The 12,522-nt window shown below is 65.1% G+C and carries 15 protein-coding genes; 4 read left to right on the top strand and 11 right to left on the bottom strand.

Annotation, left to right across the window (positions count from 1 at the left end; translation table 11 throughout):
- Nucleotides 1-8: 8 nt before the first annotated feature.
- From rplS to EP379_RS04395, 6 genes are all read right to left on the bottom strand, one after another.
- Nucleotides 9-353 (bottom strand): 50S ribosomal protein L19, encoded by a 345-nt coding sequence (gene rplS / locus EP379_RS04420; RefSeq protein ID WP_127476258.1) that lies wholly within the window; start codon nucleotides 351-353, stop codon nucleotides 9-11.
- 42 nt (nucleotides 354-395) lie between these two features.
- Complete coding sequence (gene trmD / locus EP379_RS04415) at nucleotides 396-1,139, bottom strand: tRNA (guanosine(37)-N1)-methyltransferase TrmD (RefSeq protein WP_127476256.1); 744 nt, start codon at nucleotides 1,137-1,139, stop codon at nucleotides 396-398.
- Nucleotides 1,139-1,651, bottom strand: coding sequence for a ribosome maturation factor RimM (gene rimM / locus EP379_RS04410; protein ID WP_127476253.1), 513 nt, complete (start codon nucleotides 1,649-1,651; stop codon nucleotides 1,139-1,141). Before rimM ends, trmD begins: the two co-directional genes overlap by 1 nt.
- A gap of 43 nt (nucleotides 1,652-1,694) precedes the next feature.
- The gene (gene rpsP, locus EP379_RS04405; RefSeq protein WP_127476250.1) at nucleotides 1,695-1,934 is read right to left on the bottom strand and encodes a 30S ribosomal protein S16; all 240 of its coding nucleotides are present in this window, start codon (nucleotides 1,932-1,934) and stop codon (nucleotides 1,695-1,697) included.
- A 247-nt stretch (nucleotides 1,935-2,181) separates the two neighbouring features.
- Nucleotides 2,182-3,540 (bottom strand): signal recognition particle protein, encoded by a 1,359-nt coding sequence (ffh, locus tag EP379_RS04400; RefSeq protein ID WP_127476248.1) that lies wholly within the window; start codon nucleotides 3,538-3,540, stop codon nucleotides 2,182-2,184.
- 55 nt (nucleotides 3,541-3,595) lie between these two features.
- On the bottom strand, nucleotides 3,596-4,360 hold the full coding sequence (locus tag EP379_RS04395; RefSeq protein WP_127476245.1) for an MBL fold metallo-hydrolase: 765 nt from the start codon (nucleotides 4,358-4,360) through the stop codon (nucleotides 3,596-3,598).
- Nucleotides 4,361-4,614: 254 nt separating this feature from the next.
- Between EP379_RS04395 and EP379_RS04390 the strand changes: the two genes are divergently transcribed.
- From EP379_RS04390 to EP379_RS04375, 4 genes are all read left to right on the top strand, one after another.
- Nucleotides 4,615-5,421, top strand: coding sequence for a cytochrome C assembly family protein (locus EP379_RS04390; protein WP_127476243.1), 807 nt, complete (start codon nucleotides 4,615-4,617; stop codon nucleotides 5,419-5,421).
- Between the two features lie 88 nt (nucleotides 5,422-5,509).
- A complete protein-coding gene (locus EP379_RS04385) occupies nucleotides 5,510-6,805 on the top strand; it encodes an HlyC/CorC family transporter (protein ID WP_127478828.1) in 1,296 nt (431 codons plus the stop codon).
- A gap of 91 nt (nucleotides 6,806-6,896) precedes the next feature.
- A complete protein-coding gene (locus EP379_RS04380; protein WP_172600373.1) occupies nucleotides 6,897-7,574 on the top strand; it encodes an FHA domain-containing protein in 678 nt (225 codons plus the stop codon).
- Nucleotides 7,574-7,933 (top strand): PilZ domain-containing protein, encoded by a 360-nt coding sequence (locus EP379_RS04375; RefSeq protein ID WP_127476239.1) that lies wholly within the window; start codon nucleotides 7,574-7,576, stop codon nucleotides 7,931-7,933. Before EP379_RS04380 ends, EP379_RS04375 begins: the two co-directional genes overlap by 1 nt.
- Nucleotides 7,934-7,935: 2 nt before the next feature.
- Here the strand turns inward: EP379_RS04375 and radA are convergent, their stop codons facing one another.
- The 5 genes from radA to dnaB are packed head-to-tail and all read right to left on the bottom strand — an operon-like array spanning nucleotide 7,936 to nucleotide 12,413.
- Entirely contained in the window at nucleotides 7,936-9,300 is a 1,365-nt protein-coding gene (gene radA / locus EP379_RS04370; RefSeq protein WP_127476237.1) for a DNA repair protein RadA, read from the bottom strand.
- 3 nt (nucleotides 9,301-9,303) lie between these two features.
- Nucleotides 9,304-9,519, bottom strand: coding sequence for a hypothetical protein (locus EP379_RS04365; RefSeq protein WP_127476235.1), 216 nt, complete (start codon nucleotides 9,517-9,519; stop codon nucleotides 9,304-9,306).
- Entirely contained in the window at nucleotides 9,512-9,946 is a 435-nt protein-coding gene (locus EP379_RS04360) for an NUDIX hydrolase (RefSeq protein ID WP_127476233.1), read from the bottom strand. Before EP379_RS04360 ends, EP379_RS04365 begins: the two co-directional genes overlap by 8 nt.
- Nucleotides 9,946-11,025, bottom strand: a complete 1,080-nt coding sequence (gene alr / locus EP379_RS04355) for an alanine racemase (RefSeq protein WP_127476231.1) — start codon at nucleotides 11,023-11,025, stop codon at nucleotides 9,946-9,948. The genes EP379_RS04360 and alr overlap by 1 nt, the downstream gene beginning before the upstream one ends.
- Nucleotides 11,025-12,413: a replicative DNA helicase gene (dnaB, locus tag EP379_RS04350; RefSeq protein WP_127476229.1), complete on the bottom strand. Its 1,389-nt coding sequence runs from the start codon at nucleotides 12,411-12,413 to the stop codon at nucleotides 11,025-11,027. The genes alr and dnaB overlap by 1 nt, the downstream gene beginning before the upstream one ends.
- Between the last annotated feature and the right edge of the window lie 109 nt (nucleotides 12,414-12,522).

The following is a 12,522-nucleotide window of genomic DNA, read 5'->3' as shown; positions in this document are numbered from 1 at the left end:
GGTGCAGCTTACAGCTTCTCTTTGATACGGGCCGACTTGCCGGTACGGCCGCGCAGGTAGTAGAGCTTGGCGCGGCTGACGTCGCCACGGCGCTTCACTTCGATGGAAGCGATGGCCGGGCTGTAGGTCTGGAACACACGCTCCACACCCTCGCCATGGGACAGCTTGCGCACGGTGAACGCGGAGTTCAGGCCGCGATTGCGCTTGGCAATCACCACACCCTCGAACGCCTGCAGACGCTCGCGGTTGCCTTCCTTCACCTTCACCTGCACCACGACGGTATCGCCGGCGCCGAATTCCGGCACCTCGCGGTTCATCTGTTCGGCTTCAAGTTGCTCGATGATGTTGCTCATGACACGTTCTCCGGAAAAATCCGCCGCATTATACACATAGAATCAATTTTGTTCATGCCCGCCGATAAAATCGGCCAACAATTTCTGCTGTTCCCTGCTCAACTCCAGGCGCGCCAGCAGGTCTGGCCGGCGCAGCCAGGTGCGTCCCAGGGCCTGCTGTTCGCGCCAGCGGGCGATGGCGGCGTGGTCGCCGGACAGCAGCACCTCCGGCACCGCCCGGCCCTCCCACACCTCGGGACGGGTGTAGTGCGGGCAGTCCAGCAGGCCGCCGACAAAGGAGTCCTGCGCGGCTGAGGACTCGTGGCCCAGCACGCCGGGCAGCAACCGCGCCACCGCGTCGATCAGCACCATCGCCGCCAGCTCGCCACCGGAGAGGACATAGTCACCGATGGACCACTCCTCATCCACTTCGGCCTCGATGAAGCGTTCGTCGATGCCTTCGTAGCGGCCGGCCACCAACAGGAGGCGGCGGCGCTGCGCCAACTGCTCCACGCCCGCCTGATCCAGCCGCCGCCCCTGGGGCGACAGATACACCACGTGGGCCGGCTCGGGGTCCGCCGCCCGTGCCGCCTGCACCGCTTCGTGCAGCGGCTGCGCCAGCATCACCATGCCGGGACCGCCGCCATAGGGACGGTCGTCAACGGTGCGGTGGTTGTCGTAGGTGAAATCGCGCGGATTCCACAACGCCAACTGCAATATCTCCCGCCTTACCGCCCGCCCGGTCACGCCGTGCTCCGTCAGGGCGTCGAACATCGGCGGGAACAGGGTGACGACGTCGATGCGCATCAGAACTCGGGATCCCAGTCGACCCGCAACAGGCCGCCGTGCAGGTCCACCTCGCGTATCACCTGATCCACATAAGGCAGCAGGCGCTCGCGTTCGCCGCGCACCACCACCACGTCGTTGGCGCCGGTTTCCAGCAGGTGGTCGACCACCCCCAGTTCGACGCCTTCCAGCGTTACCACCTTCAGGCCGATCAGATCGGCCCAGTAAACCTCGTCCGCCGCCGCCCGCGGCAGTTGGCTGCGGACGATGGCGATGTCACTCCCCACCAGGGCTGCCGCGGCATCACGGTCATCACAACCCTCGAGGTGGGCAACGATGCCCTTGCCGTGGATGCGTCCGGCCAGGGGCTTCATCGGCAGCCACTGGCCATCACGCAGCACCAGCCAGGGGCTGTAACGGAGTATGTTGTCCAGCGGCTGGGTATGGGAGAAAACCTTCACCCAGCCGCGCACACCGAACAGGCCGGCAATGCGGCCCACCACGATCGGCTTGCCCTGTCCGGACTCAACCATCAGCGCACAGGCCGTGCGGCCCTCGGTCGATGGCGAGTTGGAATCAGGCGCTCTGCTTCAGCAGGCTGGCAACGCGCTCGGACGCCTGAGCGCCCTGCGACAGCCAGTAGTCGACGCGCTCGCGGTTGATGCGCATCTTCTCCTCGTTCGCCGCAGCGATGGGATTGAAAAAGCCCAGACGCTCGATGAAGCGGCCGTCACGACGGTTGCGGCTGTCGGTGACGACGATGTGATAGAAGGGGCGCTTCTTGGCGCCGCCACGTGCCATGCGGATAGTGACCATTGTGTAAAAAATCCTCGTGTACACAAACAAACGGGGCCGCTGACTTCAGCGGCCCACGGCAGAAAGCCGCATATTCTATGCCAGACGATAAAAAAAAAGAACAGGTACGAGGGAAAAGGTACGCGATACAGGGGAAGGCGCCCGCTACGCGGGCGGCTTTGATTCCTGTGGCGCGCGCGGAGCGCACCCCGGGCCCTCGCACCTTGTACCTCGTATCTCGTATCTCGTATCTCGTACCTTATTGATTCTAAAAGGGCATTCCCGGCGGCATACGCCCCTTGAGGGCGCGCATCATCTTGGCCATGCCGCCGCCGGACATCTTTTTCATCATTTTCTGCATCTGGGCAAACTGCTTGAGCAGGCGGTTGACGTCCTGCACCTGGGTGCCGGAACCGTCGGCGATGCGGCGCTTGCGCGACCCTTTGATGAGGTCGGGATGCCGGCGCTCCTGCGGCGTCATGGAATTGATGATCGCCTCCAGGCGCTTGAATTCCTTGTCATTCACCTGATTCTTCACCGCCGCCGGCACCTGTCCCATGCCCGGCAGCTTGTCCAGCAGGCTGGCCACGCCGCCCATATTCTGCATCTGCCGCAACTGGTCGCGGAAATCGGCCAGGTCGAAGCCCTTGCCCTTGCTGATCTTCTTGGCCAGTTTCTCCGCCTGCTCGCGGTCGACCTTGGCCTGCACCTCCTCCACCAGGGACAGCACGTCGCCCATGCCGAGGATGCGTGAGGCGATACGGTCGGGATGGAACGGCTCCAGGGCGGTGGTCTTCTCGCCCACGCCGAGAAACTTGATGGGCTTGCCGGTGATCTGGCGCACCGACAGGGCGGCACCGCCGCGGGCATCGCCGTCGGTCTTGGTCAGCACCACGCCCGTGAGCGGCAGGGCATCGCCGAAGGCCTTGGCGGTGTTGGCGGCGTCCTGACCGGTCATGCTGTCCACCACGAACAGGGTCTCGGCCGGCTCCAGCGCCTTATGCAGGCGCTGGATCTCCGCCATCATGTCGGCATCGATGTGCAGGCGGCCGGCGGTATCGACGATGACCACGTCGAGATAGTGTTTGCGGGCATAGTCCACCGCCGCGCGGCCGATGTCCGCCGGGTCCTGGGTGGTTTCGCTGGGGAAGAATTCCACCCCGACCTCGCCGGCCAGGGTCTTGAGCTGCTGGATGGCCGCCGGGCGATAGATGTCGGCGCTGACCACCAGCACCTTCTTGCCCTGGCTCTCCTTCAGCCAGCGCGCCAGCTTGCCCACGGTGGTGGTCTTGCCGGAACCCTGCAGGCCGGCCATCAGCACCACGGCAGGCGGGCGCACGTTGAGATTGAGCGTGGACTGGGAGGCGCCCATCAGGCGCACCAACTCGCCGTGAACGACCTTCACCAGCACCTGGCCGGGGGTGAGACTGGACATCACCTCCTGGCCGACGGCGCGCACGCGTACCTGCTCGATGAAGTCGCGCACCACCGGCAGGGCCACGTCGGCCTCCAGCAGGGCCATGCGCACCTCGCGCAGGGTATCCTTGATGTTGTCTTCGGTGAGGCGACCGGCGCCGCGCAGGGTACGCAGCGTCCGTGTCAGCCGTTCGCTGAGGTTGTCAAACATGCAACGGATTCCAAAATGCGGGCGGGAATGGTCCCGCCGGGGGATGAGGCGGGGATTATACCGTGAAGCGCTCGCCGCCGGTGAGATGGCCTACATCATAGTTGGCCAGCAGGGTGCGCACCTCCCGATAGATGCGCTCCTCCGCCCCAGGTTTGGCGTGGGTCAGCCAGATACGGGGGCGGTGGCGCAGCTTGACCAGGTCCTCCGCCAGCAAATCCGGACAGTAATGCCGCGCCATGAGGCACAGCTCCCGCTCGGAATTGGGGAAGGCCGCCTCGACGATCAGCAGATCCAGCCGCGGACCGGCATTGAGGACCTCCCAGAAGAGATCGTTGGTGGTGGTATCGCCGCTGAAGGCAAACACCCCGTCCGGCGTCGTGATGCGATAGCCCACGGTAGGCACGATATGATTCACCGGGATCATCTCGAACTGCCGCTGTCCCAGGGTGATGGTAGCGCCGGGGGTGAGGGGTTCGAAGCGCAACACCGGACGCTCGGGATGTGGCAGACGGGTAAAGTCCGGCCAGATGACGCCGTTGAACACATGCTGTTGCAGGGCGCGTATGGTATCCGGCAATGCATGAATCAGGATCGGAGCCTCGATGCGATCGAAGATCGAATCCACCACCAGCGGAATGGCATGAATGTGATCGAGGTGCGAGTGGGTAAGAAAGATGTGCCGGATGTGCGCCATCTCGTCCAGCGTCAGATCGCCCAACCCGCTACCGGCATCCAGCAGCACATCCTGATCAATCAGGAAAGACGTGGTCCGGAGACTGGCTCCGATGCCGCCGCTGCAACCCAATACCCGAATCTCCATACCCCTGTCTCCCAACACTGTCTCCTGCGGTGGACTCCCTGTTCACACCTGCGGCGCCGACCACAATGCCGTAATTCGGCCGCTTTTGTAGCATGATATGGCACTATTGCACACTGCCGTCCATCAGAGAATACGGCAAGTCCGGCGGACACTCTAGCCAGGACGCGCGCCGGATCACGCCTCTTCCATGGCACACGCTTCAACGCCACCGCCAGTTATGCGATGATGCCGGACAGACGCAAACTCTGACCACCATGACCATCGCTCTCACCTTTCTCACTGTCGCCCTCTATTTCGTAGCCACCATGCTGCTGCTGCGCCGCCTGGCGCTGGGGGCGGCGGCCAGTGAGCATTCGCGCATGCCGGCCCTGTTGCTGGGCCTGGCAGGCGTCGCCCTGCACGGTTTCCTGGTGTATCGGGTCATCTTCCTGCCGCAGGGCCTGGACCTGGAGTTTTTCCATGTCGTCTCCCTCATCGCCTGGCTGGTGGCCCTGCTGCTACTGCTCGCCGCCCTGAACCAGCCGGTGGAAAATCTCGGTTGCGTGGTGCTGCCCCTGAGCGCGCTGGCGCTGGTCCTGCAAACCATCGGGCCCGCCGCCCCCAACCTGCTGTCCCGCCTCAGTGCCGAGATGCAGGCTCACATCCTGCTCTCCATCCTGGCCTACAGCCTGCTGGCCCTGGCCGCCGTGCAGGCCATGCTGCTGGCCATACAGGACCGCCATCTGCGCAACCGCCACCCCGGCGGCTTCATCCGTGCCCTGCCACCGCTGGAAACCATGGAGCGCATGTTGTTCCACATGATCGGCCTGGGCTTTGTCCTGCTCAGCCTGTCCCTGCTGTCCGGTTTCCTGTATCTGGAAGACATGTTCGCCCAGCACCTGGTGCACAAGACCGTGCTGTCGGTCATTGCCTGGGGGGTGTTCGCCATCCTGCTGTGGGGTCGCTGGCGCTCGGGGTGGCGGGGCCGCAAGGCCATCTTCTGGACGCTGGCCGGTTTTGTCCTGCTGATGACCGCCTACCTGGGCAGCAAGCTGGTCCTGGAGCTGATCCTCCACCGCTGACCACCCGCCGGTGCGCAAGGGTTGACAACACCCCACGCAACCCTTTGTAATCAAAAAACTTTAATAGCACAGGATTCACCCTTTCTTGATCGACGACATACCTACCGGCCTGCTGGTCGGCACCCTGCTGGTCCTCATCTTCCTCTCTGCCTTCTTCTCCGGCTCGGAAACAGGCCTGTTCAGCCTGAACCGCTACCGCCTGCGCCATCTGGTGAAAAAGGCCGGTCACCCCGGGGCACGCCGCGCCCATGAGCTGTTGCAGCGCCCGGATCGTCTCATCGGGTTGATCCTGCTGGGCAACAACTTCGTCAACATCCTCGCCTCGTCCACCGCCACCCTGCTGGGATTGAAACTGTTCGGTGAGGCGGGCATCGCCATCGCCACCGGCGCACTCACCTTCGTGATCCTGATCTTTGCCGAGGTTGCCCCCAAGACCGTGGCCGCCCTGCACCCGGAACGTGTCGCCTTCGCTGCAGCCTTTGTGCTCAACCCCCTGCTCAGGGTGCTGTATCCGCTGGTGTGGTCGGTCAATGCCATCGCCAACAGCCTGCTGCGCCTGTTTGGCATTTCTACCGCCGATGCCCCCAAACTGCACCTGTCCAGTGACGAACTGCGCACCGTGGTGCACGAAGCGGGCAACATGATCCCGCAACGCCATCAGCAGATGCTGTTGTCCATCCTCGATCTGGAAAAGGTCACGGTGGAAGACATCATGATCCCGCGCAACGAGATCACCGGCATCGACCTGGAGGACGACTGGAACGACATCCTGCAACAACTCAGCAGCAGCCAGCACACCCGCCTGCCGGTGTACAAAGGCGGCATCGACAATGTGCTCGGCATCGTGCACCTGCGCAACGTGCTGGCCGTGCACAAACATGGCGAGTTGACCCGCGACGCCTTCATGAAGGTGATCCGCGATCCCTACTTCGTTCCGGAAGGCACCGCACTCAACACCCAACTGCTCAATTTCCAGCAGCAGCGTCGCCGTATCGCCCTGGTGGTGGACGAATACGGCGACATTCAGGGACTGGTCACGCTGGATGACATCCTCGAGGAGATCGTCGGCGAGTTCACCACCGATCCGGCGGCCCGCAGCAAGGACATCCACCCCCAGGAGGATGGTACCTACCTGGTGGAAGGCAGTGCCAATGTGCGCGATCTGAACCGGCTGATGCAGTGGAACCTACCCACCGACGGGCCGAAGACACTGAACGGCATGATCATCGAGTATCTGGAGACCATCCCGGAGGCCGGCACCAGCCTGCTGCTTGCCGGCTATCCGCTGGAAATCGTGCAAACCACGGCAAATGCAGTGAAGACCGTGCGCATCGATCCCAACTTCCGGAAAAAGACGCCCGCCGACGCAGCAGACCAAGGGTAGCAGAGGGCCGATACATGGCGTGCCGGGAGGTACACTAACCATGCCGGCATGGCTATACTAGCCGGCAAGAATAACTAGCGGAGTGGCCTGCGTGTCCAAACTGACCCTTTCGTTCAAGGGTAAACTGCTCAAGTACTTCCCGTTGCGCGAAGGCGAAACCCTCATTGGCAGCGATCCTGGCTGTACCGTGTTCGTCGACAGCCTGGCCATCCAGCCACATCATGCCCTTCTGACCCTGCATGGTGACACCGCCATCCTGCGCGACCTCGACACCACGGACGGCACCTTCGTCAACGGAACACGGATCAGCGGCGAGCATACCCTGAAGAACGGTGATGACATCCGCGTCGGCAAGCACAACCTCAAGCTGACGCTGGAACCGGCCACGGAATCCGATGCGCCGGAAGAGATCGTACTGACGCCGGTACCGCTGGAAGAGGAGATGGCGGAAGAGGAAGAGGCCGGGCCGGCGGAGACCGGCCAGCCGGAACAGGTAAGCAGCCCGGTCCGTCGCCATGCCTTCCTGCAGATCCTCAATGGCCAGAACATGGGCAAGACCATCAGCCTCAAGCGCAATCTGATGAACCTGGGCAAGCCCGGGGTACAACTGGCAGTGATTGCCCATCGCAACGACGGTTTCTACCTCAGTCACCTGGAAGGTGCACCGACGCGGGTCGGAGATCAGGCCATCGGTGACAAGGCCTGGCAGCTGCACGACGGCGACATCATCCAGATCGGCAACGTACGTATGCTGTTTACCCTGCACTGATGAAAGAAAAACGCCACTTCCAACGCATTCCCATGGACGGCCACGCCGCGCTGTTCTGTGGCGGCGACCGCTGGGACAGCCGATTGCTCGACATTTCTCTCAAGGGCGCACTGATTGTCTGTCCCACCGACTGGCAGGCGGATTCCGCCAGCAACTGCCAGCTGGAACTGCGGCTGGACGGCGATGTGGTGATCTGCATGGACGGTACCGTGGTGCATTGCGAAAACGGCCACCTCGGCTTCCGCTGCGATCACATCGAGCTCGACAGCATCACCCACCTCAAGCGCCTGGTGGAACTCAACCTGGGCGATGAAGCCCTGCTCGAGCGTGAACTCACCGAACTGTCCCAGGGGCGCTAGTCTCAGAACTGCCGCAAGGCCTCGTCGAGGCGGCGCACAGCGATAATCTCCAGACCTTCCACCGGCTGTTTGGGCTTGTTGGCCGCCGGCACCAGGGCGCGGGTGAAGCCATGCTTGGCCGCCTCGCGCAGGCGGTCCTGGCCGTTGGGCACCGGGCGTATCTCGCCGGCGAGCCCCACCTCGCCGAACACCACCAGCCCCTGCGGCAGCGGGCGGCTGCGCAGGCTGGAGAGCACGGCGAGCAGGGTGGCGAGGTCGGCGCCGGTCTCGCTGACGCGCATGCCGCCCACCACGTTGACGAAGACGTCCTGATCGTAGGTGGCGATACCGCCATGCCGGTGCAGCACGGCGAGCAGCATGGCGAGGCGGTTGTGTTCCAGGCCCACGGTGACGCGCCGTGGATTGGCCAGGTGGCTTTCATCCACCAGGGCCTGCACCTCCACCAGTAAGGGCCGGCTACCCTCGATGGTGACCATGATGACACTGCCCGGCACCTCCTCGTCGTGGCGCGACAGGAAAATGGCCGACGGGTTGGTCACCTCCTTCAGGCCTTTGTCGGTCATGGCGAACACACCCAGTTCGTTCACCGCGCCGTAGCGGTTCTTGAAGGCGCGCACCACGCGGTAGCGGCTGCCGGAATCGCCCTCGAAATACAGCACCGTGTCCACCATGTGCTCCAGCACGCGCGGCCCGGCCAGTTGCCCCTCCTTGGTGACGTGGCCGATCAGGAACAGCGCGGTCCCGCTCTGCTTGGCATAGCGCACCAACTGCGCGGCGCTCTCGCGCACCTGGGCCACCGAACCGGGCGCCGACTGCAACAGCTCGGTGTAGACGGTCTGCACCGAATCCACCACCAGCACCTGCGGCCGCTCCTGCTGCGCGGTGGCGAGGATGTCCTCCACCCGCGTCTCGGTGAGCAGGCGCACATGGCCGGCGTCGAGGCCGAGGCGCTGGGCGCGCAGGCTGACCTGCTGCGGCGATTCCTCGCCGGTGACGTAGAGGGTGCGCTGGCCGGCGCCGAGGGCGGCCAGGGTTTGCAGCAACAGCGTCGACTTGCCGATGCCGGGGTCGCCGCCCAGCAGCACCACCGAACCGGCCACCAGGCCACCGCCCAGCACGCGGTCGAACTCGCTGCTGCCGGTGGCCAGGCGCGCGGTTTCCTCCGGCGCCACCTCTTTCAGGCTCTGCACCGCCAGCGTGCCGGCGGTACCGGCATAGCCGGCATGGCGTCCCTTGCGCACGGCCGGCGGCGCCGCGATGGTTTCCACCAGGCTGTTCCAGGCGCCGCACTCGCCGCACTGCCCCGCCCACTTGGGGGCCTGGGCGCCGCATTCGGTGCAGGTGTAAATGGTCTTGCCCTTGGCCATGGACTATTCCTTGTCGTCGTAATCGGGGTAGTTGCGCCGATCTTCCTTGCCGTGAACCCGCAACCGCCGCCGCGTGCGCAGCCCCCACAACAGGGCGAATACCAGCGCCGCCGGCAACAGCACCAGCAGCAGGACGGTCGCCGTCACACCCATTTCGGCGGTGCAGGCGGAAAGCGGCAGGGACAGCGGCAGCACACTCACCAGTCGGCTTCTAGACATGCAGATGGCCCTCCGTTTCAGCGGGGAACAGCGTGCGCAGAGCGATGCGCGAACTGTCGTTGAGCGGCAGCTTGCCGAGGTCTTGCCATGCCACCCAGGCCGCGGCGCTGGCATCGTCGCCGGCCTGCGGCTCACCGCCAAGATATTCCGCCGCCAGGTCGACGATGACGTAGTGATAGCGCAACTCGCCGTGCTCATCGCGCTCGATGTGCTCGCAGGTGTAGACAGGAATGGTGGCACGCACGGTGACGCCGGTTTCCTCCCGGATCTCGCGCTCGGCCGCCTGTTGCAGGGTCTCGCCCAGGCGCTGGCGGCCGCCGGGGATGGCCCACAGCCCCTCACCGGGCGGGCGGCCGCGCCGCACCAGGAGTACCCGGCCCCGGTGCACCACCACGGCGCCGACGCCGACCTGCGGCCCCCCGCTCATTACCCACCGCTCTCGATGGCGTCGACGCGCGGCATCACCCGGCACAACAGTTCATAGGGGATGGTGCCGGCGTGCTCGGCGATCTCCTCCACCGGCAGGCCCTCGCCCCACAGTACCACCGGGTCGCCCGGGCGGGCCGCGGGCTGGCTGCGCAGATCGACGGTGAGCATGTCCATGGAAACACGGCCGACCAGCGGCACGCGCCGGCCGTTGACCAGCACCGGCACGCCGTTGGGAATGTGGCGCGGATAGCCGTCACCGTAGCCGGCGGCCACCACGCCCACCGCCATGTCCTCGGGACAGACGAAGGCGCCGCCGTACCCCACCGCCTCGCCGCGCTTGAGATGATTCACGGCAATGAGCTCGGAACGCAGGGTCATCACCGGCTTGAGGCCGTGCTGGCCGCCGCGCCCGCCCAGCAGGGGCGACACGCCGTACAACATGATGCCGGGGCGCACCCATTCGGCATGGGAGTCGGGCCAGCCCAGCAGGGCGGCGGAATTGGCGATGGAGCGTTCGCCCGGCAGCCCGGCGGTGTGGCGGCGGAAATCGGCCAGCTGGCGGGCGGTGAAATCGTCGTTGAGATTGTCGGCATTGGCCAAGTGCGTCATACAGCCGACCACGGCGCTGACGTTGCGGCAGGAGGCGAGCCGCTGCCAGGCCGGCTGCGCCTGCGTCAGCGGAAACCCGAGACGGTGCATGCCGCTGTCCACCTTGAGCCAGACAGCGATGGGCGCGGGCAGCACGGCCTGCTCCAGCAGTTCGAGCTGGGCGGTGTTGTGGATGGCGGGAATGAAATGCTGGCGGGCGATGGCCTCCAGCTCGTCGGCGCCGAAGAAGCCTTCCAGCAACACGATGGGCTGGCGGATGCCGGCCTCGCGCAACTGCAGCGCCTCGGCCAGGCAGGCGACGCCGAAACCGTCGGCCTGTTCCAGGGCGCGGGCCACGCGCAGCATGCCGTGGCCGTAGCCGTTGGCCTTGATTGCCGCCAGGATACGGCTGTCCGGCGCGGCGGCACGGGCGCGGGCCAGATTGTGGCGCAGCGCCGCGAGATCGATGACGACCTGGGTGGCGCGCATCAGTACTCCTCGTACCCTCCGTGCGCGCAATTCTCGAAACGGGTGTACTGGCCGAGGAAGGTAAGGCGCACGGTGCCGATGGGACCGTTACGCTGCTTGCCGATGATGATCTCGGCGGTGCCCTTGTCCGGACTGTCCGGGTTGTACACCTCGTCGCGGTAGATGAAGACGATCAGATCGGCGTCCTGCTCGATGGCGCCGGACTCGCGCAGGTCGGACATCACCGGACGCTTGTTGGGACGCTGCTCCAGCGAGCGGTTGAGCTGGGACAGGGCGATCACCGGGCAACTGAGTTCCTTGGCCAGGCTCTTGAGCGAGCGCGAGATCTCGGAGATCTCGCCGGTGCGGTTCTCGCTGGTGCCGGGCACCTGCATCAGCTGCAAATAGTCGATGACGATGAGGCCGAGACCGTGCTCCTGCTCGCGCGCCAGACGGCGGGCGCGGGCGCGCACCTCGGTGGGACTCAAGGCCGGGGTATCGTCGATAAAGATGGGCGCCTCCGACAGCAGGCTCACCGCCGAGGTGAGACGCGGCCAATCGTCGTCATCCAGCTTGCCGGTACGCACCTTCTTCTGATCGATGTGGCCGAGGGAGGACATCATGCGCATCGCCAGCTGCTCGCCGGGCATTTCCATGGAGAACACCGCCACCGGCCGCCGTTCCTTGATGGCGACATGTTCGACGATGTTCATGGCGAAGGTGGTCTTGCCCATGGAGGGACGGCCGGCGACGATGATCAGATCCGACTTCTGCAGGCCGGCGGTCATTTCGTCGAAATCGGTGTAGCCGGTGGCGACGCCGGTGATGGGGCTGTCCATGCTGAACAGCTGGTCGATCTTGTCCACCGCCTTCACCAGCAGATCCTTCATGTCGGCGAAGCCGGCACGGGCGCGCGCGCCCTGATCGGCGATCTGATAGACCTTCTTCTCCGCCTCGTCCAGCAGCTCGTATACCGAACGCCCGTCGGGGTTGAAGGCGGTATCGGCGATGTCGTTGCAGACGCGGATCAGCTGGCGCATCACCGAACGCTCGCGCACGATACCGGCATAGGACTTGATGTTGGCGGCACTGGGGGTATTGCCGGCCAGGCTGCCGAGATAGGCGATGCCGCCGGCATCGTCGAGCTGGCCCTTCTTGTCCAGCCACTCGGCCAGGGTGACGACGTCGCAGGGGTCACCCTTTTCCGCCAGCAGGCGGATCGCCTGGAAGATGAGACGGTGGTCGCGGCGGTAGAAATCGTCCTCGGCCACCAGATCGGCGACCTTGTCCCAGGCGCTGTTGTCCAGCATCAGGCCGCCGAGCACGGCCTGCTCGGCCTCGATGGAATGGGGCGGAACCTTGAGCGCCGCGGCGGCGTCCTGCCCGTGGGAAATGGCGAGCTTCTGCATGGCGTTCGGTGAGCCGGCTGACCAGGGGTTCCCAGAGTGCCCCAGGCGCTCGCCTGGAGGAAGGGCGCAAAATCCATGCCCGCCTCCGCGCCGGCGGCGGCGGGCATGG

The sequence above is a fragment of the Sulfurivermis fontis genome (assembly GCF_004001245.1).
GTDB classification, from domain to species: domain Bacteria; phylum Pseudomonadota; class Gammaproteobacteria; order Thiohalomonadales; family Thiohalomonadaceae; genus Sulfurivermis; species Sulfurivermis fontis.
The sequence above is the reverse complement of the archived record's forward strand: the minus strand, read 5'-3'. Positions and strand labels throughout refer to the sequence as shown.

Excerpts from the sequence above, each read along its gene's own strand:
- rplS (WP_127476258.1), bottom strand. The coding sequence starts at position 353 with ATGAGCAACATCATCGAGCAACTTGAAGCCGAACAGATGAACCGCGAG.
- trmD (WP_127476256.1), bottom strand. The coding sequence starts at position 1,139 with ATGCGCATCGACGTCGTCACCCTGTTCCCGCCGATGTTCGACGCCCTG.
- rimM (WP_127476253.1), bottom strand. The coding sequence starts at position 1,651 with ATGGTTGAGTCCGGACAGGGCAAGCCGATCGTGGTGGGCCGCATTGCC.
- rpsP (WP_127476250.1), bottom strand. The coding sequence starts at position 1,934 with ATGGTCACTATCCGCATGGCACGTGGCGGCGCCAAGAAGCGCCCCTTC.
- ffh (WP_127476248.1), bottom strand. The coding sequence starts at position 3,540 with ATGTTTGACAACCTCAGCGAACGGCTGACACGGACGCTGCGTACCCTG.
- EP379_RS04395 (WP_127476245.1), bottom strand. The coding sequence starts at position 4,360 with ATGGAGATTCGGGTATTGGGTTGCAGCGGCGGCATCGGAGCCAGTCTC.
- EP379_RS04390 (WP_127476243.1), top strand. The coding sequence starts at position 4,615 with ATGACCATCGCTCTCACCTTTCTCACTGTCGCCCTCTATTTCGTAGCC.
- EP379_RS04375 (WP_127476239.1), top strand. The coding sequence starts at position 7,574 with ATGAAAGAAAAACGCCACTTCCAACGCATTCCCATGGACGGCCACGCC.
- radA (WP_127476237.1), bottom strand. The coding sequence starts at position 9,300 with ATGGCCAAGGGCAAGACCATTTACACCTGCACCGAATGCGGCGCCCAG.
- EP379_RS04365 (WP_127476235.1), bottom strand. The coding sequence starts at position 9,519 with ATGTCTAGAAGCCGACTGGTGAGTGTGCTGCCGCTGTCCCTGCCGCTT.
- EP379_RS04360 (WP_127476233.1), bottom strand. The coding sequence starts at position 9,946 with ATGAGCGGGGGGCCGCAGGTCGGCGTCGGCGCCGTGGTGGTGCACCGG.
- alr (WP_127476231.1), bottom strand. The coding sequence starts at position 11,025 with ATGCGCGCCACCCAGGTCGTCATCGATCTCGCGGCGCTGCGCCACAAT.
- dnaB (WP_127476229.1), bottom strand. The coding sequence starts at position 12,413 with ATGCAGAAGCTCGCCATTTCCCACGGGCAGGACGCCGCCGCGGCGCTC.